The 21,061-nt window shown below is 64.4% G+C and carries 22 protein-coding genes; 14 read left to right on the top strand and 8 right to left on the bottom strand.

What is annotated here, in order from left to right; all coding sequences use genetic code 11:
• Both IC66_RS0123230 and IC66_RS0123225 read left to right on the top strand, forming a co-directional pair.
• Window positions 1-2,327 (top strand): TonB-dependent receptor (locus IC66_RS0123230; protein ID WP_038949204.1); only part of this gene is annotated, 2,327 nt, incomplete at its 5' end.
• Between the two features lie 89 nt (window positions 2,328-2,416).
• Window positions 2,417-2,776: a hypothetical protein gene (locus IC66_RS0123225; protein WP_038949203.1), complete on the top strand. Its 360-nt coding sequence runs from the start codon at window positions 2,417-2,419 to the stop codon at window positions 2,774-2,776.
• A 70-nt stretch (window positions 2,777-2,846) separates the two neighbouring features.
• Here IC66_RS0123225 and IC66_RS0123220 read toward each other — a convergent pair whose 3' ends face one another.
• Window positions 2,847-3,752, bottom strand: a complete 906-nt coding sequence (locus tag IC66_RS0123220; protein ID WP_038949202.1) for a LysR family transcriptional regulator — start codon at window positions 3,750-3,752, stop codon at window positions 2,847-2,849.
• A gap of 163 nt (window positions 3,753-3,915) precedes the next feature.
• Here IC66_RS0123220 and IC66_RS0123215 point away from each other — a divergent pair, with 163 nt between their 5' ends.
• From IC66_RS0123215 to IC66_RS0123200, 4 genes are all read left to right on the top strand, one after another.
• Window positions 3,916-4,929, top strand: a complete 1,014-nt coding sequence (locus IC66_RS0123215) for an alkene reductase (RefSeq protein WP_390887163.1) — start codon at window positions 3,916-3,918, stop codon at window positions 4,927-4,929.
• 89 nt (window positions 4,930-5,018) lie between these two features.
• Window positions 5,019-5,930: an SDR family NAD(P)-dependent oxidoreductase gene (locus IC66_RS0123210; RefSeq protein WP_244429145.1), complete on the top strand. Its 912-nt coding sequence runs from the start codon at window positions 5,019-5,021 to the stop codon at window positions 5,928-5,930.
• Between the two features lie 137 nt (window positions 5,931-6,067).
• Complete coding sequence (locus IC66_RS47775) at window positions 6,068-6,235, top strand: hypothetical protein (protein WP_162832255.1); 168 nt, start codon at window positions 6,068-6,070, stop codon at window positions 6,233-6,235.
• 58 nt (window positions 6,236-6,293) lie between these two features.
• On the top strand, window positions 6,294-6,698 hold the full coding sequence (locus IC66_RS0123200) for a hypothetical protein (protein ID WP_028142675.1): 405 nt from the start codon (window positions 6,294-6,296) through the stop codon (window positions 6,696-6,698).
• A gap of 67 nt (window positions 6,699-6,765) precedes the next feature.
• Here IC66_RS0123200 and IC66_RS0123195 read toward each other — a convergent pair whose 3' ends face one another.
• A complete protein-coding gene (locus IC66_RS0123195; RefSeq protein WP_028142674.1) occupies window positions 6,766-7,341 on the bottom strand; it encodes a YybH family protein in 576 nt (191 codons plus the stop codon).
• Window positions 7,342-7,423: 82 nt separating this feature from the next.
• On the opposite strand from IC66_RS0123195, the gene IC66_RS0123190 reads away from it, so the two are divergent.
• From IC66_RS0123190 to IC66_RS0123175, 4 genes are all read left to right on the top strand, one after another.
• The gene (locus tag IC66_RS0123190; protein ID WP_028142673.1) at window positions 7,424-8,377 is read left to right on the top strand and encodes a LysR family transcriptional regulator; all 954 of its coding nucleotides are present in this window, start codon (window positions 7,424-7,426) and stop codon (window positions 8,375-8,377) included.
• A gap of 171 nt (window positions 8,378-8,548) precedes the next feature.
• Window positions 8,549-10,012 (top strand): GH1 family beta-glucosidase, encoded by a 1,464-nt coding sequence (locus IC66_RS0123185; RefSeq protein ID WP_038949199.1) that lies wholly within the window; start codon window positions 8,549-8,551, stop codon window positions 10,010-10,012.
• 256 nt (window positions 10,013-10,268) lie between these two features.
• Window positions 10,269-11,501: an acetyl-CoA C-acetyltransferase gene (locus tag IC66_RS0123180; RefSeq protein ID WP_038949198.1), complete on the top strand. Its 1,233-nt coding sequence runs from the start codon at window positions 10,269-10,271 to the stop codon at window positions 11,499-11,501.
• A 356-nt stretch (window positions 11,502-11,857) separates the two neighbouring features.
• Window positions 11,858-12,160, top strand: a complete 303-nt coding sequence (locus tag IC66_RS0123175; RefSeq protein ID WP_018320691.1) for an HU family DNA-binding protein — start codon at window positions 11,858-11,860, stop codon at window positions 12,158-12,160.
• Between the two features lie 71 nt (window positions 12,161-12,231).
• Here IC66_RS0123175 and IC66_RS47770 read toward each other — a convergent pair whose 3' ends face one another.
• From IC66_RS47770 to IC66_RS0123155, 5 genes are all read right to left on the bottom strand, one after another.
• The gene (locus tag IC66_RS47770) at window positions 12,232-12,399 is read right to left on the bottom strand and encodes a hypothetical protein (protein WP_162832254.1); all 168 of its coding nucleotides are present in this window, start codon (window positions 12,397-12,399) and stop codon (window positions 12,232-12,234) included.
• 5 nt (window positions 12,400-12,404) lie between these two features.
• Window positions 12,405-14,786, bottom strand: a complete 2,382-nt coding sequence (lon, locus tag IC66_RS0123170; RefSeq protein ID WP_028142670.1) for an endopeptidase La — start codon at window positions 14,784-14,786, stop codon at window positions 12,405-12,407.
• 8 nt (window positions 14,787-14,794) lie between these two features.
• On the bottom strand, window positions 14,795-15,178 hold the full coding sequence (locus IC66_RS0123165) for an Hsp20/alpha crystallin family protein (protein ID WP_028142669.1): 384 nt from the start codon (window positions 15,176-15,178) through the stop codon (window positions 14,795-14,797).
• Between the two features lie 206 nt (window positions 15,179-15,384).
• Window positions 15,385-15,951 (bottom strand): YciE/YciF ferroxidase family protein, encoded by a 567-nt coding sequence (locus tag IC66_RS0123160; protein WP_028142668.1) that lies wholly within the window; start codon window positions 15,949-15,951, stop codon window positions 15,385-15,387.
• A 113-nt stretch (window positions 15,952-16,064) separates the two neighbouring features.
• On the bottom strand, window positions 16,065-16,271 hold the full coding sequence (locus IC66_RS0123155) for a hypothetical protein (protein ID WP_018320686.1): 207 nt from the start codon (window positions 16,269-16,271) through the stop codon (window positions 16,065-16,067).
• A gap of 88 nt (window positions 16,272-16,359) precedes the next feature.
• Here IC66_RS0123155 and IC66_RS0123150 point away from each other — a divergent pair, with 88 nt between their 5' ends.
• The 3 genes from IC66_RS0123150 to IC66_RS0123140 all read left to right on the top strand — a co-directional run bounded on the left by IC66_RS0123150 (window position 16,360) and on the right by IC66_RS0123140 (window position 19,587).
• Window positions 16,360-16,980: a MarC family protein gene (locus tag IC66_RS0123150; protein ID WP_038949197.1), complete on the top strand. Its 621-nt coding sequence runs from the start codon at window positions 16,360-16,362 to the stop codon at window positions 16,978-16,980.
• A gap of 157 nt (window positions 16,981-17,137) precedes the next feature.
• Window positions 17,138-17,791, top strand: coding sequence for an L-fuculose-phosphate aldolase (locus IC66_RS0123145; RefSeq protein WP_028142666.1), 654 nt, complete (start codon window positions 17,138-17,140; stop codon window positions 17,789-17,791).
• 8 nt (window positions 17,792-17,799) lie between these two features.
• Window positions 17,800-19,587 carry a chloride channel protein gene (locus IC66_RS0123140; RefSeq protein ID WP_028142665.1) on the top strand — a complete coding sequence of 596 codons (1,788 nt, stop codon included), beginning with the start codon at window positions 17,800-17,802 and terminating at the stop codon, window positions 19,585-19,587.
• 14 nt (window positions 19,588-19,601) lie between these two features.
• Here IC66_RS0123140 and IC66_RS0123135 read toward each other — a convergent pair whose 3' ends face one another.
• On the bottom strand, window positions 19,602-19,859 hold the full coding sequence (locus tag IC66_RS0123135) for a DUF2798 domain-containing protein (protein WP_038949196.1): 258 nt from the start codon (window positions 19,857-19,859) through the stop codon (window positions 19,602-19,604).
• Window positions 19,860-20,162: 303 nt separating this feature from the next.
• Between IC66_RS0123135 and IC66_RS0123130 the strand changes: the two genes are divergently transcribed.
• Entirely contained in the window at window positions 20,163-20,567 is a 405-nt protein-coding gene (locus tag IC66_RS0123130) for a hypothetical protein (RefSeq protein ID WP_028142664.1), read from the top strand.
• Window positions 20,568-21,061 lie beyond the last annotated feature (494 nt).

Raw genomic sequence — 21,061 nt, 5'->3', positions numbered from 1 at the left:
CGGCACCGCCGCCGTCGGTGGCGAGGCGTACCGCGCCGACGCGACCCGTCGCGCGCATCGGGGCAGCGTCGTCCGCCGCGCCGAAGACACGGCTTTATGTCTACCCGACCTCGCCGGGCATCGGCAGAGGCCTCGATGTCGACAAGGTCCCGTCGGCGATCAACGCCGTCGATGCCAGCCAGATCAAGCGCACCGGTTCGCTGAACGTCACCGACGCGCTGCGCGACAACATCGCCGGCGTCAACATCACCGAGGTCACCGGCAATCCGTTCCAGCCGGATGTCGAATTCCGTGGCTTTGTCGCTTCGCCCGTGACCGGCACGCCGCAAGGCCTTGCGGTGTATCAGAACGGCGTCCGCATCAACGAGGCCTTCTCGGACGCGGTCAATTGGGACCTGATCCCCACCGCCGCGATCAGGTCGGTGACGCTGGTGACCAACAATCCCGCCTTCGGCCTCAACGCGCTCGGCGGCGCCATCAACCTGCAAATGAAGGACGGCTTCACCTATCAGGGCGCCGAGATCGACGTCATGGGCGGCTCGTTCGGCCGCGTCCAGGGCTCGGCGCAATGGGGCAAGCAGGTCGACAAGAACTACGGCGTCTATGCCGCGCTCGAAGGCCTGCGCGACAATGGCTTCCGCAACTTCTCGCAATCAACGGTGCGGCGTTTCTACGGCGATGTCGGCTACAAGGCCGGCGACAGCGAATTCCACGCCAATATGGGCGTCGCCAAGAACGATTTCGGCGCCAGCGCCACCGTTCCGGCCGAGCTGCTCGACAAATATTGGGGCGCGACCTACACCACGCCGCAGACCACCTCCAACCGCGTCGGCTATCTCAACCTGACCGGAAAGGCCGATCCGACGCCGACCTGGACGCTCGAAGGCACCGCGCATGTGCGCAGGTACGAGCAGAAGCTCGTCGACGGCAATCCGACCGATGTGCAGGAATGCGCCGTTCTGGGCCTGTTGTGCTTCGGTGACGATGCGACGCCGGCCAACGGCACCAATGGCGCGCAGCTCGTCAATCCCTATCCGCTCGGAACCATCCTCGGCGAGATCGACCGGAGCACGATCCGTTCGACCACCTTCGGCGTATCAGGGCAGGCCACCAACACCGATCAACTGTTCGGGCACGACAACCGCTTCGTGATGGGCACGACCTATGACGCCAGCGTCACGCGCTACAACGCCACCGCCGAGATCGGCTCGATCGGAGAAAACTACGTCGTCAGCGGTAGCGGCCTCTTCCTGGGGCCGACCGGTCAGCCGGAAACAATTGCCGGTCCCGTCTCGCTGCGGACCGTCAACCAATATAACGGCCTGTATGCGATGGACACGTTCAACGTCACGGATGCCTTCGCCGTCACCGGCGGCGGCCGCTTCAACGTGGCGCGCATCAGCCTGGAGGATCAGCTCGGGACTGATCTCAACGGCGATCATACCTTCACCCGCTTCAACCCGGTGATCGGCGGCACCTACAAGATCACGCCGGGGCTGACTGCCTATGCCGGCTATTCCGAGGCCAACCGCGTGCCGACGCCGCTCGAGCTCGGCTGTTCCGATCCGGCCCGTCCCTGTTTGATCGCGGCGTTTCTGGTTTCCGATCCGCCGCTGAAGCAGGTGGTTTCCAAGACCGTGGAGGCGGGCCTGCGCGGCACCAAGGAGCTGAACATCGGCACCCTCGGCTGGAAGATCGGCGGCTTCCGCGCCACCAATTATGACGACATCGTCGCGGTGCCCGTGGTCGGACGGACCGGCTTCGGCTATTTCTCCAATGTCGGCCGGACCCGCCGGCAGGGCCTCGAGGCCGAGGTCAACATCAAGTCGCCGACGCTCCAGTTCCAGGCAAGCTACGCCTTCGTCGACGCGCGCTTCCTCGATCCGCTGGAACTCGGCTCCGAAAGCCCGTTGGCCGACCCGGCCAGCGAGACCATCCAGGTCAGGCCCGGCAACCAGCTCCCCGCGATCCCGCGCCACCGCATCAAGGTCGGCATCGACTATGCCGTGACCGACGTCTGGAAGGTCGGCGGCAACGCGCTGTTCGTCTCCAGCCAGTACCTGGTCGGCGACGAATCGAACCAGTTCGCGAAACTGCCGTCCTATACCGTGTTCAATCTCCACACCTCCTACCAGGTGGCGAAGAACATCCAGCTCTATGGCAAGGTCGACAACATCTTCGACAAGCGCTACGCGACCTACGGCCAGTTCTTCGACACGGGAGCCTTGCCCAACTTCACCAACGGCGGCAACGACTTCACCGATCCGCGCTCGCTGAGCCCGGCGAGGCCACGCGCGTTCTACGCGGGCATGCGGGTGACGTTCTAGGCGCGAAGGCGCAGCCGGCCGCGCCGGGGCAGAGAGTTCCCCGCCGCCTCGGGCGGACGGCTTGCGTAGAATGTCCTGCCTCCGGCATCATGCGCCCGGAGGCTCGCTTTGCCGTGTCGTTGAAAAATCCGGGTGCCGTCGCTGCTATCGTTTCAGCGCTCCGACATGTTTACGGCGATGAGGTCGCCCGCCTCATGCTCGTCGAGGGCATGAGCCTGGCCGACCTGATCGATGCGATGTTTTCCGCGCCATTGACGCATCGCGAGGCCGTTCGAGATATCACCGACGGATTGGACGATTTTGTCATTTCACCAGACCTCGGTCTCATGTGGCACCTCAGGTACATCTACGCAGACGAGCCCGGCTCCCTGCACGTCGTGGACATGGAAATCGCCACGCCGAATGGCACGCTGGCAAGCAGAGACGTCTGGCTTCGTCTGGTCTCCTAAAGGCAAGCCGTTTTCGCTGCCAATCCTTCGGCTTGGGAAGCGCCACAGCTTGCAGGCCGCGCCCTGCGACTTACAAACCGGGAGTTGGCGCGAAGCGGATCTGGTCCCGGCTCAACCGTTCTCTCAGGAATTCGATGAAGCGTTGCGTCTTGGCGGGGAGCAGCCGGGTTTCGGTGACCGCGTAGATGGTCATCGGCAAGCCCTGCCATTGCGGCATGATACGGCGTAGTCGGCCGGCTGCGACTTCATCGGCGACGATCTCTTGCGGCATGAACGTGATGCCCATGTCGAGCGTCGCCAGGCGGCGGAGCATGCCGATGCTGTTGAGGTGGAAACGGCCGCTGACGCCGGCTTCGACCGTTTGCGTTCCGTTTTGCAGCGTCCAGCTGCCCACCCTGGTCTGGCAGAGACATTGATGATGCGCGAGGTCCGCCGGTTCGTCCGGCTCGCCGTTCTCTTCGAGATAGCGCGGCGAGGCGTAGAGATGGCCGTGCAGGCGAGCGAGCGGCCGCGCGATCATATGGGAGGCCTCGGATTCTCCGACGCGGATCGCCAGGTCGTAGGGCTCGGAGACCAGATCGACGCGCCGCGGCGTCAGGTCGAACTCGAAATCGATGCCGGGATATTGCCGTGCGAATTCGGTGGTCAACGGCGCCAGGTAGGTGTTGGCGAAATCCACCGGCAGTGAGACGCGCAGCAGTCCGCTTGGCCGCGCCAGCATCTCGCCGAGTTGCTCGTGCGCCAGGCGCGCTTCGTCGACGATGCGCTTGCAGCGCTCGAAATAAAGCTGGCCGGCTTCGGTCAATTCGATCCTGCGCGTCGTCCGGTTCAGCAGGCGAAGCCCGATTTCCTTCTCCAGGAGGCCGATCCGTCGCGACAGGGTGGAGTTGGGCATGTCGAGGATCGCCGCGGCGCCCCGGAAGCTCCTGGCCTTCACGACCTCGACGAAGAGCGCCATGTCGTTCAACAGCTCCATCGAATTATCCCATATGTGGATCAATCTGTTCCATTATATGGCATTTATTCCATTGGCTGGAAGCTCCATCTCCCTTCTCTGCATCATCGAGAAGGAACTCGCCGTGAATTCGCTCTTCAGTCCCGTCCGCGTCGGCGGACTTGAACTTCCGAACCGCCTGGTCATGGCGCCCATGACGCGCTCGCGCGCCGGTGCCAACGGCGTTCCCGGCGGCCTCGCTGCCGAATATTACGCGCAGCGCGCCGGCGTCGGCCTGATCGTCACCGAGGGCACCCAGCCGTCCGATGACGGGCAGGGCTACATGACCACGCCGGGCATCTACACGCCCGCGCATGTCGCTGGTTGGCGCAAGGTCACCGACGCCGTGCACGCCAAGGGGGGCCATATCTTCATCCAACTCATGCATGCCGGACGCATGTCGCATCCCGACAACACGCCGCATCACCGGCCGGGCGTGGCCCCGTCCGCGATCGCGCCCGATACGCCGATGTTCACGCCGAAGGGCATGCAGGATATCCCGCAGCCCCGGTCGCTCGCGATCGACGAAGTGCGCCGGACCGTCGGCGACTTCCGCGATGCCGCGCGTCACGCCATCGCGGCGGGCGCGGACGGAGTCGAGATCCATGGCGCGAACGGCTATCTGGTCCAGCAGTTCATTGCGCCGAGCGCGAACACCCGGACCGACGCCTATGGCGGCTCGATCGAAAATCGCGCGCGTTTCGCCGTCGAGGTTGCGGCGGCCATCGCCGCGGAGATCGGCGCGGACAAGACGGCGATCCGCCTGTCTCCAGGCATCACGATGTGGGGCATCGACGAAGGCGCCGAAGGACCGGACCTCTATCGCCATCTGGTCGCTGAGCTCGACAAGCTTTCGCTCGCCTACCTTCACATCATGCATCAGGGCGACGATCACCTGCTCGCCGACCTCCGCAGACTGTGGCGCGGCAAGCTGATCGTGAACAGGCCGGGCCGTCCGCGCGATCGTATCGGTTCCGACGTCGCCTCGGGGCTGGCCGATCTGGAAGCATACGGCCAGATGATCCTGGCGAATCCCGATTTTCTGACCCGCCTGAAATCCGGTGCGCCGCTGAACGAGGCCGACCGCAGGACGTTCTTCGGCGGTGATGCAAGCGGGTACACCGACTATCCCGCATGGGACGCGGCTGCCGCCGTCTGAGGACGGGCGGTCATCACATTCATCGGCTCTGTGCTGCGACCGCGGCGCAGAGCGCTCATTTTCATCAATGCTTGCGGAAGGCACCTGAAGTGAAACGCGTGGAACTGGACAAGAGCCTGAACGTGACTCTACCGTCGCTCGAAAGCCTCCGGCTCGATGGACTGAATGTCGCGGTGATCGGCGGCACCGGCGGGATCGGTCGGGCATTCAGCCATCAACTCGCAGCCAGGGGCGCGAATGTCCTGGTCGTCGGTCAGACCTTCCGCGACCAGGATATGCCGCGCATCACGTTCATGAAGGCAGATCTGAGCTCGATGCGAGATGCGCGCCGCATCGGAAGCGCGCTGCCCGCCGGCAAGATGGACATCGTTGTCTTCACGACCGGCATCATGGCAGGCCCCAAACGCGAGGTGACGGGCGAAGGCATCGAGCGCGACCTTGCCGTCAGCTATCTGAGCCGCCGCGTCATCCTCAACGAGATTGCTCCGCGACTTGGCAAGGACCGCGCCCGGGCCGACCTGAGGCCCCGCATGTTCGTCATGGGATTTCCGGGGACGGAGCAGAGGGCGAATGTCGACGACCTGAACTCGGAACGAAGCTACAAACGGTTCGCCGCACATTCGAACACCGTGGCCGGAAACGAAGTGCTCGTCATCGAGGCGGCCGGCCGCTTTCCCGACGTCGACGTGTTCGGCCTCAACCCCGGTTTCGTCAAGACCAACATCCGCGCCAATCTGCTCGGGTCGCGCGCTCTGTTCGCCGTCGTGGAATGGCTGACCAGCTTCATGATGGTCGAGCCGGATGCTTATGCCGAGCGGTTGGTTCCGCTCCTGGTGTCGCGCGATCTCAACGGCCGCAGCGGTGCGATGTTCAATAACAAGGCGGAGGCGATCCTGGCGAGCCCGTCGTCCACGGAGCCGTCCTATGCGGCCGCGCTGATGGGGGCCTCCGACAGACTCGTCAGTCGCGCGATGGAAGGTCGAGCGGGGAAGGGTGCATGACCGGGCTTTCTCTCCCAGGCCTGCGCGGACAGACCGCCCGATTGTCCTTTACCGTTCAGAAACCATGGCAAATGATCCGAAAATTTTAACGAAACCGCTCGGCTGTCTGCGCGTCGATTCGCTGGAGGGCCCGTCTGATGACAGAGCACCAGTTGAGAGAGCAGGAATGCCAGATCGCGCGTTATCGGCGCTTGGAACGGGAGGTGACGGATCCACTTGCCGCGTGCCTGCTTCACGGCATCGTCGAGGAGCTTGAAGCCGAGCTGCGCAAGGAAAGGCCGGATTGGCACGGGCCGCGTGATTAACGGTTTCTTAGCGCTATCATGCGGATTGTTGTGCGGGAATGCCAGGGAGACTGCTCCCATGTTGAAGGACGGGACATATGCGGCGTGGTACAAGACGCCGCTCGACCAGGGGACCGGGATCGTCCATGTCGCAGACGGACAGATCTGGGGCCGCGACAGCCTGATGACGTATCATGGCTCGTGCCAGGTCGATGGAGATCGCTTCACCGCCACCGTATCAACGAAGCGTCATACCGACGGACGTGCAACGGTCTTCGGCGTGGAAGACGAGCTCACCCTGGATATCGAGGGAAACTGTCCCGGCAAGATCGCGACTTACACCGCGACGGCACAACAAGTGCCGGGAATGATCCTCAAGGGCACGCTCATTCTGACCGAACAGCAGCCGCAGGCAAGTGAGCGAACCGAGCAGTTCCCGGCATTCAATCCCGACAAGCTGCCAAAGCTGCCGAAGCGCCGCTGAAAATTTTGTATCGCGATGCGTGACGTCAGGGGCCAGCTGACCGGCTGCTCCAGCGAGGCGAGGGACATCATTTGTCCTCCGGCCAGCCCCGGGCGAGTATCGCGGCTTGTTGCAGGGTGATGCTTCGGACCAGGGGATCGGCATGACGGTGCACGAGTTGCCAATCCGTGCCATCCTTGCGGTAGACCTCGGTTACGCGCAACGACCAGTCTTGGGCCGGCAATCCGCCCACTTCGGCCCGCTGGTGTTCGATCATTGCGAGAACGACGAGCGCGTCCGATGCATGGGTTTGCAAGACCTCGAGCTCGGTTTCGCCTTCCCTGAAGTATCGCGATAGGTCGGCCAGGCGCTTGGGGCTGGCGTCGAATCCGCGACTGGCAGGCCCGCCGAACGGCTGCATCAACGTGAAATCCGGCGCGATGCGGACGAGCTGGAGCCAGCGATCCATGTCGCCACGCATGAACGCGGCATTTTTCGCGCGAGCGCGTTCGACGAGGTTGGCGATCGCGTCGTTTGCGACGGCCTCATCAGCTGAAAGCTGAACGGACAGCGGAATTGCAGCCGTGGCGGCCATCATCGAGCGCCGCGACATTTTCTCCTGCCGGTCTGGCCAATTGTTCACACCGGGCGCTCTCTTGGTCATTTCACGTCTCCTGATCGAACGACGAATGACCCCATCCATGAGACCTTGATCTTGATGAATCCAGCGATATGATTTCAGCATCATGCTGAACCAAATTGATCTATCCAGGATCGACCTGAATCTCCTCGTGCTCTTCCGTGTGGTTCTGGAAGAACATCATGTCGCGCGTGCTGCAGGCCGGCTGAGCCTGACGCCGTCGGCTGTCAGCCATGCGCTTGGCCGGCTCCGCCTCTTGCTGAACGATCCGCTGTTTCTGCGGACGCCGAAGGGCGTCGTTCCAACGGCGCGGGCCTTGGAGCTCGAGGAGCCCGTGACCGAGATCATCGCGCGCATCGAACAGCTGATCGGCTCGGCTGCACCGTTCGACCCCGCGAAGAGCCGCCGCCGGTTCACGATTGGCGCCCCCGATGCCGTCCTGGTCTCGACATCCGTTCAGCTCCTGCGATCGATCGCGACTGCGGCCCCCCATATCGACCTCGCCCTGATCCACCTGATGCCTGCGCCGCGCGGCGGCGCGATCGGGGAGCCCTGGCACCAAAGCCTCGATATGCTCGAAAGACGCGAGCTCGACGTCGCAATGCTGCCGCTGCCGACGGTATCGCCGCGATTCGAGGCGCGCAGGCTCTACGACGAGGATTTCGTGCTGGCCATGCGCAAGGGACATCCCCTCGCGAAAGCGCCCACCCGTGCTGCATTCTCGCAGTCACAGCATCTGCTGGTGTCTCTCAGCGGCGAAGCGCGCGGTTTCGTCGATCAGATGTTGGCAAAGCGCGGCCTCGAGCGCCGCATCGCCTTGACCGTCCCGAATTTCATGATGGCGCTCGTGCAGCTTTCAGGATCTGATCTGATCGCAGCATTGCCGCGCCGATTGGTGGAGCACCACGCCGGCCGTTTCGGCTTGGTGTTCGTCGAGCTGCCTTTTGCGCGTAAACCGGATGCGATCCGGGCGATCGCAACCAAGGCGGCGATGAGAGACGCCGGCATCGCGTGGCTCATGCAGGTCGTGGTCAGCGCAATCGGAGCAGGTCGGCCCTAAAGCCGCCCCTCTGAAGCCGAAAAATATTCATCCGACGCCGAAAAGTGACGGCATTGTGCCTGCCGCACCGTCTACGTTTGCTGGATCTGGGTCCTCCCGGACGCGCTTCTCAAATGGCCTCGAACTGTTCATTGTGCCGGGCCGAAAACCAAGAGAAGCGGAGCAGCATCAATGTCGGACAAGGTCTCGCGTCGCCGGTTTGCGAAGCTCGCGGGGTTGTCCGCAGCCGGGGTGACAAGTCCGCTTGATCTCGTCGAGGCCAGGCCGGCATCGCCGCCGCGCAGCGGCAGCGGTTTTCCGGCGGGCTTTGTCTGGGGCACGGCGACCTCGTCCTATCAGGTCGAGGGTGCGGTCAACGAGGACGGGCGAGGCGCCTCGATCTGGGACAAGTTCGTGCGCATCCCCGGCAAGATCGAGGACGGCACCAATGGTGACCGCGCCAATGAGCATTATCACCGCTACAAGGAGGATATCGCGCTCATCAAGGCGCTCGGCTGCAAGGCCTATCGCTTCTCGGTGGCCTGGCCGCGGCTGTTTCCGGACGGCGACGGCAAGCCCAATCCGAAGGGGCTCGACTTCTACAAACGTCTCGTCGACGAGCTCTTGAAGAACGGCATCGAGCCGTGGCTGACGCTGTATCACTGGGATCTTCCGCAATCGCTGCAGGATCGCTTCGGCGGCTGGCGTTCGACGGAAACCTGCAAGATCTTCGGCGACTACGCCGCCTATGTCGCCGAGCATCTGACTGACCGTGTCAAAAACGTGTTCACGCTGAACGAGAGCGGCCGCTTCGTCTATTTCGGCTACGGCATCGGCATCGACGCGCCGGGCGTGACGCTGCCGCAAGCCGAGGTCAACCAGATCAGGCACAACAGCGCGCTCGCGCACGGGCTCGCGGTGCAGGCGGTGCGTGCCCATGGCCGCCGCGGCACCCGAGTGGGGCCGGCCGAGAACATCGATGCCTGCGCGCCCGCGATCGACACGCCGGAGAACGTCCGTGCCGCGGAGATCGCACTGCGCGAGATGAATGCCGGCTATCTCAACGTCATCATGACGGGCCGCTACACCGACGCCTTCCTGAAATTCGCCGGCCCCAACGCGCCGAAATACACCGATGCGGAGCTGAAGATCATCTCCTCGCCGGTCGATTTCCTCGGCCTCAACATCTACGCGCCGCAGAACTATGTGGTGGCCTCCGACCAGGGCGCGGGCTTCATGCCGCTGCCGATCCCGAAATCGTTCCCGCACATGAACTCGGACTGGCTGCGCGTCGGGCCGGAGACGCTCTATTGGGTGCCGAAGCTGGCGGCAAAGATCTGGAAGACGGATGCGATCTACATCAGCGAGAACGGCGCCTCCGGCGATGACGTCGTCACGCCGGACGGCAAGATCTACGACACCGACCGCATCATGTACCTGCGCAACTATCTCGCCCAGCTCCAGCGCGCCACCGCCGAAGGCGTGCCGGTCCGCGGCTATTTCCTCTGGAGCCTGATGGACAATTTCGAGTGGGTATATGGGCTGAACAAGCGTTTCGGGCTGTACCACGTCAATTTCGACACCCAGGTCCGCACGCCGAAACTCAGCGCCAGCTTCTATCGCAACGTGATCGCGAAGAACGCGGCAGGTGCGTAGCTCTTCTTGCTCTCCCTGTTCTTACGGGGTCGCGACGAGCTTCGCTCGCGCTGAGAGGGCAGGGGTAAGGGGCTCTATCCGCGAGTCCATCTGCCAGCGTCCTTGTTGAAGCTCCCCCTCACCCGAATTTTCCGCTGCGCGTAAAATCCGGCCTCTCCCCGCACGTGGGGAGAGGCGAAGGAATGCCGTGCATTGACTCCCATCTCCCCCTGATTGAAAACGCCTCTCAACAACCCACAACAAGAGGACAACGCCAATGACCGATGCACTCATCATCGATGCCTGCCGGACCCCGCGCGGCGTCGGCAAGGCCGGCAAGGGCGCGCTTTCGGGCATTCATCCGCAGCAGATCGGTGCCACCGTGCTGCGCGCGCTCGCGGACCGCACCGGCATCGACACCGCCGATGTCGATGACATCGTCTGGGGCTGCAGCGCGCAGGTCGCGACCCAAAGCGGCGATCTCGGGCGGATGTCGGCGCTCGATGCCGGCTATGACGTGCGCGCCAGCGCCGTGACGCTGGACCGGTTCTGCGGAAGCGGCATCACCAGCGTCAGCATGGCGGCATCCTCGATCATGGCGGGCGCGGAAGATCTCGTCATCGCCGGCGGCTGCGAGATGATGTCGATGGAAGGACGCCGCGGCGGCGGCCCGATGATGATGGACGGCGGCAATCTGCGCCTGCGCGCGCGGCATCCGCAATCGCATCAGGGCGTCTGCGCGGATGCGATCGCGACGCTCGAAGGCATCACGCGAAGGGACGTCGACGCGCTCGGGCTCGAGAGCCAGAAGCGCGCCGCGCACGCAATCGCGAACGGCCACTTCAAGAAGAGCCTCGTGCCGGTTCACCGCGAGGACGGCAGCCTTGCGCTCGACCACGAGGAATATCCGCGGCCGCAGACGACGATGGAGGGCCTCGGCAGCCTGAAGCCGGCCTTTCCGGCGATTGCCGACTATGCGCTCGACGACAAGGGCACGACCTATCGCGGCCTGATCCTGCAGAAATATCCTGATCTCGAGATCGACTTCATGCACCACGCCGGCAACTCCTCCGGTGTCGTCGACGGCGCCGCCGCGATCCTGCTGGCCTCGCCCGCCTACGCCAGGGCGCACGGCCTCAAAGCCCGCGCCCGTGTCGTCGCGATGGCCAACATGGGGGACTCCCCGACCCTGATGCTGAACGCGCCGGTGCCGGCGACGCGCAAGGTGCTGGCGAAGGCGGGGCTGACCGTCGACGACATCGACCTGTTCGAGATCAACGAGGCGTTCGCGGTGGTGGCGGAAAAATACATCCGCGACCTCAAGCTCGATCGCGCCAAGGTCAACGTCAACGGCGGCTCGATCGCGCTCGGCCATCCCATCGGTGCCACCGGCTCGATCCTGATCGGCACCGTGCTCGACGAGCTCGAACGGCGCGACCTCAAGCGTGGTCTCGTCACCATGTGCGCCGCCGGCGGAATGGCGCCGGCCATCATCATCGAGCGCATCTAGCGCGAGCGAAGCTCGCCGCGCCCCTGTGGCAATAGGGTGAGGGAGCAGGTGAGACGCCACAACGCGACGATCTAGCCTTATTTTCTAGGGCGAAACGCACTCCTCCGCGCACAAAGAGGCACCTCGTCGCTTGTCGAAAGCGGCGAATCAGCTTTAGCAAGGTTGCGTGCGGGCCTTTGAAACAAGGTAAAATCCGCTGCCTGAGGCTTCTCCCGCTCCGGAAGTCGCTAAAAAGCAGGGTTTTTTGCCGCTGAGGGCCAAAAAAGCCCGTAAAACCGCGACAAAACTGTGCAGAAGGCTATAGGCCTTCGCCGGTTGGTCTAATATGCAACCGGCAACGAATCAGAGGAGACACGATGCCAACCCAAATGTCCAAATCGCAGTTGATCGAAAAGATTGCGACCGCCACCGAGCTTTCCAAGCGCGACGTCAAGAACGTCATGGAGACGCTGACCGACGTCGGTCACAAGGAGCTCAAGAAGAACGGCCTGTTCCTGGTGCCGGGCTTCGCCAAGTTCGTGGTCATCAAGAAGCCCGCGACCAAGGCGCGCAAGGGCACCAACCCGTTCACGGGTGAAGAGATGATGTTCAAGGCCAAGCCGGCCCGCAAGATCGTCCGCGCCCGCCCGGTCAAGGCGGCCAAGGACGCCGTGGGCTAACAACGCAAAGGCCCCCTCGGTCGGAGGGGGCCTTTTGATTGGGGCAGCCGCGAGGGCCTGAGACGGAGGGCTCAACCCTTGCGGCGCTTCACCCGGACCGGAATGGGTTGAAGCCGCGGTCTTGAACCTAGTCCTGGCGCCGCCAGCCCATCGCGAACCCGGTCGATCGCGCGATCGAGCAACTGGCGCAGCCGCTGCGTTGTCCGCGAACTCTTCGCTTTCTCCAGCAGTTTCTTCATCGCATTCACTCCGCCGCTTCGACCTTCGCATCGACCGGCTCGAGGGCCGCGGCGATGGCTTCGTCGACGCGCTCCAGCCAGATGAAGTCGAGGTTGTCCCGCGCGCTCTTCGGGATGTCGTCATAGTCCCGCTTGTTGCGCGCCGGCAGCATCACCCGCTTCAGGCCCGCCGCCGCGGCCGCCACCACCTTCTCCTTGATGCCGCCGACCGGCAGCACCAGGCCGCGCAGCGAGATCTCGCCGGTCATGGCGGTGTCGCTGCGCACCGTGCGGTTGGTGAGCAGGGACGTCAGCGCCGTGAACATCGCAACGCCCGCGCTCGGTCCGTCCTTCGGGGTTGCGCCCGCCGGAACGTGAACGTGGATGTCGCTCTTCTCGAACACCGACTGATCGATGCCGAGCTGCGTGGCCTTGCTCTTCACCAGCGTCAGCGCAGCCTGCACGCTCTCGCGCATGACCTCGCCGAGCTGGCCGGTCAGGATCATGCCGCCGCGGCCGGGCACACGGGACGCCTCGATGAACAGGATGTCGCCGCCGACAGGCGTCCAGGCAAGGCCGGTGGCCACGCCCGGAACGCTGGTGCGCTGCGCGATCTCGCCTTCGAAGCGCGGCTGGCCGAGCACGGTGGCGATGTCCTTCGGCGTCACCACCACCTTCGCAGTCGTGCCTTCGGCGACCTGCACCGCGGCATGCCGGAACAGCTTGCCGATCTCGCGCTCGAGGTTACGCACGCCGGCCTCGCGGGTGTAGCCCTTGACCACCAGCTTCAGCGCCTCCGGCTCGATCTCGGCCTGCTCGGCGGTCAAACCGTTGGCCTCGAGCTGCCGCCGCACCAGATAGCGCTTCGCGATCTCCAGCTTCTCCTCTTCGGTGTACCCGGCAAGGCTGATCAGCTCCATGCGGTCCAGGAGCGGACCCGGGATCTGGTCCAGCATGTTGGCGGTCGCGATGAACACCACGCGCGACAGGTCGAAGGGCACGCCGAGGTAATTGTCCCGGAACGTCCCGTTCTGCTCGGGGTCGAGCACCTCCAGCATGGCTGCTGACGGATCGCCCTGCACGCCACGGCCCATCTTGTCGATCTCGTCCAGCATCATGACGCAGTTGCGGCTGCCAGCCTTCTTGATGCCCTGGATGATGTTGCCGGGCAGCGCGCCGATATAGGTGCGGCGGTGGCCGCGGATCTCGGCTTCGTCATGCACGCCGCCAAGGCTGACGCGCACGAAGGGGCGATCCATCGCACGCGCGATGGACTGGCCGAGCGAGGTCTTGCCGACGCCGGGCGGGCCGACGAAGCACAGGATCGGCGCCTTGCCCTGCGGGGCGAGCTTGCGCACCGCCAGATATTCGATGATCCGGCCCTTGATCTTCTCCAGGCCGAAATGATCGGCGTCGAGGATGGCTCGCGCCTCCTTGATGTCGATCGGCTTCTCCGCGGGCAGCGCCCAGGGCAGCTCGATCAGCCAGTCGAGATAGGTACGGACCATGCCGGCTTCGCCAGCGGCCTCCGGCATGCGCTCGTAGCGGCGCAGCTCCTTCCTGGCGTGCGCGTCCGCCTCCGGCGGCATGTTGGCCTTGGTGATGGCAGACGTCAGCTCGGCGACCTCGGCCGCCTTGCCGTCGCCTTCGCCAAGCTGGCGCTGGATGGTCGCCATCTGCTCGCGCAGGATCGCCTCGCGCTGCCGCTCGTCGAAGCTGGCGCGTGTCTTCTGGCCGATCTCATTGCTGATGCGCAGCACCTCCAGCCGCTCGGCCAGATGCTTGGACACCTTCTCGACGCGCAAGGCGAGGTCGATGGTCTCCAGCACCTCCTGCTTGTCCTGCGGCTTGATGTCCATGAACGAGGTCGCCAGATCCGCCAGCGCGCCGGGCGCGGTGGTGCCCTGGAACATCGCGGCGAGCTCAGGCGGCGCCTGCGGCAGCAGCTCGATCGCCTCGATCGCCTGGCGCTGCAGATTCAGCGCGCGCGCCTCGATCTCCGGCGAAGTCGTGGTGGGCTCCGGAATCTGCTGGATGCGCGCAGCCGGGAACGGCGTCCCCGGCAGGAAGTCGAGGATGCGCGCGCGCTGCACGCCCTGGCAGACGATGTGATGGGTGCCGTCGGGCGCGGTGATGTAGCGCACGATGTTGGCGATGGTCGCGACCCGGTAGAGGTCGTCCGGCGTGGGATCATCGACTTCGGGATTGCGCTGCAGGACGATGCCGATCGGCCGCTGCTCGCGCAGCGCCTGCTGCGCCGCCGCGATCGATTTCGGCCGCGCGATCGCGATCGGCCCGATCGCGCCGGGAAACAGCACCATGTCGCGTACGGCGACGATGATCAGCGCGTCTTCGGGGATCTTCACGTCGTTATTGGTCTGTTCGTTGTTCATCTGTTCGGTGGCCATGATCGACCTCAGGATTTGGCGAGGCGCAGCGCGACGCAGCCGTCCATCACGAAGCGGCTGATGGCGTAGCGGCCGAGGGGCAATGCAATGCGGCGCTCAAAACGCCCCTGCGGCAGTTCGAGCCGGTGGATACGTGCGTTGCGAAGCTCCGGCGGAAGCGTGCGCTGGCCGGAGACGACGAGCACGCCGTCATGAATGACCGTCTCGACATTGTCCGGATTGACGCCGGGAAGCGCGACCAGGATCAGCAGCTCATGCTCGGTTTCGAGCACGTCGATCGGCGGCTCCCAGCAGGCTTCCTGGCGGCCGAACTGCTGGCGCAGCCGCTCGGCGCGCGTCAGCTGGTCCAGGGCTTCGGACAGCATCCAGTCGAGGGGATTTTTGGGTTGCATGATGCGGGCTCAGGGGTGGGAAAGCCTGCATATGGGGCTGGTTCCCGGGAAATCCAGTGCGGTGGCGCTGACGTGCCATGCGCCATCGTGCGATCGCAAAAGCAAGCGCCGCGGCTACGGCCCAAAAATCAAACGCCGCGGCTCTGGCCCAAAAAGCAAACGCCGCGGCTCTGGCCGCGGCGTTTCGTCATCGGCTGGCGCGCGGGTCAGGCCGCGGCGCGGTAATCTTCTTCCGCCTCGAGGTTGATCACCGAGGTGGCCAGCTCGGTCAGCGTATGATCGGTCGCCTCTTCCTCGTCCAGCGTCGCCTGAAGCAGCCTTGCTGCGTCCTGCATGCCGAGCTCCTCGGCCCAGGTGCGCAAGGTGCCATAGCGGGAGATCTCGTAGTGCTCGACCGCCTGCGCGGCGGCGAGCAGTCCCGCATCGAGCGCCGGCGCTCCCTTGAACTCCTTCATGATCTCGGCGCCCTCATCGGTAATGCCGTTGATCGCCTCGCAGGGCTTGCCGCGTGCAGGCTTGCCCAGCATCTTGAAGATCTGGTCCAGACGCTTGACCTGGCCCTGGGTCTCGCGCAGGTGCTTGTTGAAGGCGGCCGCGAGCTCTTTCGAGTTTGCAGCCTTGGCCATTTTGGGCAGGGTCTTGATGATCTTGTTCTCGGCGAAATAGATGTCCTTCAGCGTCTCCAGAAACAGGTCGCTGAGCATCTTCGGCGCCTGACGCGGTCGGCGCGCTGTGGTCTTCTTGGGTGCGCGTTTCTTCGCTCGTTTAGCCATATGTCCTCCTCTTGAGGTGACACGGGAAGGCATCTCCTTCCCCAATCCTCAGCCCATCAAAGCCGTTTGGAGAACGAAAGTTCCAAACTGCAACCGGCGCGCGCGGCGACCGTTCAGGTCGGGCGCTTGTAGGGATCTTCCTGGCGCTGTCGGGCCTCGGTGTTGCGATCGAGCTGCGCCCGCTCGCTGCGCCTGAGGTGGCCGGCCTTCATCACGCCATAGACGAGGACCCCGCCGAGCACGAAGGCCCCGATGAACCAGAGCCAGAGCAGGTTGGCCGAGAGCTGGCCGAGAAGCATTCCGATTCCACTGTCGCTCATTGTCGCCTCCAGTGATTTCCAAAGCGGCTTTGCTGGGCTAAGTCAGCCCGGAAGCCATCGTTCCAGCGTCCAAGGACCCCACCGGCACATGCTCGACTTCGCCCTGTCCGCCTTCGTGACGCTGCTGCTGGTTGTCGATCCGGTCGGCCTTGCGCCGGCCTTCCTCGCTGCGACCGCCGGCATGCCCGACAAGGTCAAACGAACCATCGCATTGCGCGCACCGCTGATCGCGGCCTCGATCCTGGTGGTGATCGCGCTGGTCGGAAACTGGCTGCTGCGCCAGCTCGGGATCGGCATCCCCGCCTTCCAGATCGCCGGCGGGCTGCTGCTGTTCGGCGTGTCCTACCAGATGATCTTCGGCGATCGTCCGCATCGCGAGGCCCGCGAGGCCGACAAGGCGACGTCCGAGCACGCCTCCGATGTCGCGGTGTTTCCCCTGGCCATCCCCATGATGGCCGGCCCCGGCGCGATTGCGACCACGTTGCTGCTTTCGGGCGATGCCGGCTATGGGGCGAGGCTCGCGGTGATCATCGCGGTCGTGCTCTCGGTCTGCCTGCTCTGCATGCTGTGTCTCGGCTCACCTGATCGCGAAACCCTCGGCCGCACTGGAAATGCCGTGCTCTCGCGCGTCCTCGGCATGCTGCTCGCCGCCTATTCCGTGCAGTTCGTGATCAACGGGATTGCGGCGGTCAGGACCAGCCTGCCATAGGGCTGCGACAATCCGTGAATTCGTTGATTTTGCCGTCCATTTGGTGATTTGGCAGGAGGGGCGACAAGGTGGCATCGGATCCGGGCCGCTTTCGCTTGCACTGCCATATTGCTTTGACGTACTTCGGGTCTAACAAGCCCATCGTCAGGAAATCGGGATGTCGACGACAGCGGAAGAGCTCGCCAAGAGACAGGCCATCATCGACGCCTGCCGGCGCATGAACGCGCTCGGCATCAACCAGGGCACCTCGGGCAACATCTCTGTCCGGCATGTGGACGGGCTCCTGGTCACGCCGACCAGCGTGCCCTATGAGGCCATGACGCCGGACCAGATCGTCTTCATGGCCATGGACGGCACACATGCGCCCGATCAGAAGCCGTCGAGCGAATGGCGCTTTCATCGCGACATCCTGAAGTCACGGGGTGACGTCAACGCCGTCGTGCACGCCCATCCGACCTATTGCACCATCCTGGCGATCATGGGCATGGAGATTCCGCCGGTGCACTACATGATCGCGGCGGCCGGCGGCGACAGCATCCGCTGCGCGCCCTATGCGACGTTCGGAACCGTGGAGCTGTCCGAACATGCGGTGCGGGCGCTGGAGGGGCGGCTTGCCTGCCTGCTGGACCATCATGGCATGATCGCGATCGGCAAGACGCTGGACAAGGCGATGTGGCTCGCCGTCGAGGTCGAAACGCTGGCGCGGCAATATCACGGCTGCCTCCAGATCGGGAAACCGCCGCTGCTCCCCAGCGAGGAGATCGAACGGGTCCGCCAGCGCATGGCCGGCTACGGCCTGTCGGAAGGTTAGGGCGGGCGGTGTTCGCGCGGATCAGACATCTCACCGATCGCAAGGGATCTAACCGCGTCATGGTTCGGCTGCGCGCTCTGTTGCGCAGCAACGAGTTCTATCTGATCCCGCTGGCGCTGGTGATCGGCACGCTGGCCGGGGCGGTGGTGACGCTGATGGCGCATATCGCGCAGATCGCGCACGTGGTGATCTATGGAATTCCCGTCGATGTCCACTTGTCGGCCCACGCGAGCGTCAGCCCGTGGGCGGCACTGATCGCGCCGGCGCTGGGTGGGCTTTCGCTTGGCATCATGGAGTGGTCGCGGCGTCGGATGAAGATTTCGAACGCGGTCGACCCGATCGAGGCGAACGCGCTGCGCGGCGGCAATCTGTCGATGCGGGACAGCGTCATCGTGTCGAGCCAGACGCTGATCTCCAACGGCTGCGGCGCCTCGGTCGGCCTCGAGGCCGGCTATACCCAGATTGGCTCGGGGATCGCCTCGCTGTTCGGCAAGTTCTTCAATCTGCGCCGCAACGATCTGCGCCTGATGGTCGGCTGCGGCGCTGCGGCTGCGATCGCGGCGGCATTCGGCGCGCCGATCACCGGTGCCTTCTACGCCTGTGAGTTGATCGTCGGCGTCTATTCGGTCGGCAGCGCGGCCCCGATCCTGGCAGCCTCGCTCGCCGGCGCGCTCACCGCGCAATGGCTCGGCGGCGCGCCATACTCGCTGGAGATACCCAAGGTCAGCGCCGTCGGCGTCGAGCAATATCTGGCCCTGATCGGGCTTGCGCTCATCACCAGCGGCGTCGGCATCGCCGTGATGCGCTCCTCGCCGATGTTCGAGCGCCTGTTCGCCTGGCTGCCGATCTGGCTCCGGCCGGTGATCGGCGGCCTCATCGTCGGCGGCTTCGCCATCGTGACGCCGCAGGTGCTGGCGGCCGGCCATGGCGCCATGGTGCTCGATCTCTTTCACGACATGACGATCGGCCTGATCGCGCTGATCATCGCCCTAAAGGTGACAGCCTGCCTGGTCTCGCTCGCCTCGGGCTTCCGCGGCGGTCTGTTCTTCGCCTCGCTGTTCGTCGGCAGCCTGATCGGAAAGTTCTTTGCCGCGGTGCTGCTCTTGATCAGCCCGAACTTCGCCATCGATCCATTGGTTGCGATGCTGACGGGCATGGCGACGCTCGGTGTCGCCATCGTCGGCGGCCCCCTGACCATGTCGTTCCTGGTGCTCGAGATGACCCGCAATGTCGACGTCACCGCCGTGGTGCTCGCCGGCTGCATCGTCACCTCGATCTGCGTTCGCTTCATGTTCGGCCACTCCTTCTCGACCTGGCGCCTGCATCTGCGCGGCGAGACCATCCGCAGCGCCAATGACGTCGGCTGGCTGCGCAATCTCACCGTCGAGCGGCTCATGCGCTCCGACGTCGGCAAGGTGCCCTCGACCACGACGATCGCCGCCGTCCGCCGCGAGTTCGCGCTGGGATCGCGGCCCGGTATCGTCATCGTCAACAATTCCGACGAATATGTAGGCTTGGTCCTGCTGCCGGACCTGTTCTCCAGCGACCTCGACACCATCGCCGACGACATTCAGGTGATCGAGCTTGCCCGCCTGATCGACATTGTGCTGATCCCGGAAATGAACGTGAAGTCGGCGATGGCGGTGTTCGACGAGGCCGAAGCCGAGATGCTGGCGGTGGTCGATTCCACCGACAGCCGCAAGGTGGTCGGCTTCCTCACCGAAAACTTCGCCCGCCGCCGCTATGTCGAGGAGATCGACAAGGCGACGCGCGGGGTGCTCGGGGCGCTGTCGTAAGCGCTCGCTCCCGGTTATCGGCCTGGTTGGGGCGGAGCCGCGACCAGGAGCGTCACGATCCGCCGCACCATCGGCAGCACCAGCAGCAGCGTCGGAAAGGCGACCAGCCAGGACAACGCCCAGGCGCCCGGCCAGGTCGCGAGGAACGCCGGCGTCGCACCTAAGCTCCGGAGCGTCGAAATGACCGACACCACGGCGGTCATGAGGATGGACAGCACGAACGGCATCACGATCGGCGCATAGCGCGCCGGCAGTTTGCGAACCACAATCATCTGATTTCTCTTGGAAAAGGACGCGTCGGTCACGTTGAACCCTGCAAATGGCATCGATCCCGACGGCGTCGGTTGATGCGTTGGTTCACGTGAAACGCTTACGGCGACCGGAAAACGGCGCGGCTGTTCATTATCCGCTCAGGTTCGATGGTTCAAGCTGCGAGTTGGTCGTTCGGTTTACAATCGTTCAAAGCGTGGCAGATTGCCGCGAACATGAAACCATCTCAACGGTTTGCGCATTGAATCCGGTTTGCAGATCCCTACGTTTGGCAAGAGCATCGGCAAGATTATAGGAAGGTCAAAATGACTGTGAGACCCATGATTTCCGCAGCCGGCCGCAACATGGTGCTGGCCGCGTTCGCAAGCCTGGCATTGGTCGCAACCTCCGCATCGCCCTCGGCTGCGGCGTCCCCCGGGGCGGTGTCAGCGAAGCCCGTCACGGCAGGGCAGGGCTCCTCCGACGTCACCGATTTCAGCGCAGCCCGGCGTCGCCACTATTATCGGCGCGGGTCGAACGCCGCAGGCCTCGCCTTCATGGGCGCCGCGGCGGGTATCATCGGCGGGGTGATCGCCGAGCAGCGGCGCCGCGACTACTACGAGAACCGCTATTATTATGGGTCGCGTCCCTACTATGGCGGTCAGGGCTATTATGGCGGTCAGGGTTATTACGGCGGCGGCAGTCCGTTCTATTACGATCCGGGCTACTGAGCAGCTGTTTTCAGCGCGGCCCGGAATGGGTTGCGCGATAAAGGGCGGTGCTTTGCGCCGCCCTTTTTTTGATGCGTCGGTATCCTTGTAGCCCGGTGGAGCGAAAGCGTAATCCGGGGCCGCTCGCCCGGCGTCTCGCACCGTCCCGGATTGCGCGGAGCCTGTCATCGGGCGGCGCTTCGCGCCGACCCGTTGGCGCCATCCGCACTACGGGACCGCGCCTGTGTCGCCCTCTGTCAATCCTCGTCGCCGAAAATATTCCACTTTACCGAAATTCGGTTTCGGCGTATGTGTTGCCCATCCCGGCTCACCAAGAGGGGCGATCATGTGTCGTCACGCATCGCGAGCCGGGCTTGCGGTGGACGCGGCAGCGTCGGCACGAGAGGCGCGGGCAGGGCGGGTAGTCCCTGTGAGTCCGAGGCTTCGTGCAGACGAGCGGCGCTGCTAGGCTTCGTCTCGTCTGTAAGTTTCCGGCTTCGTCGACGGGGCCCGGG

Source organism: Bradyrhizobium genomosp. III (genome assembly GCF_000261705.1).
Lineage (GTDB): Bacteria > Pseudomonadota > Alphaproteobacteria > Rhizobiales > Xanthobacteraceae > Bradyrhizobium > Bradyrhizobium ottawaense.
The sequence above is the reverse complement of the archived record's forward strand: the minus strand, read 5'-3'. Positions and strand labels throughout refer to the sequence as shown.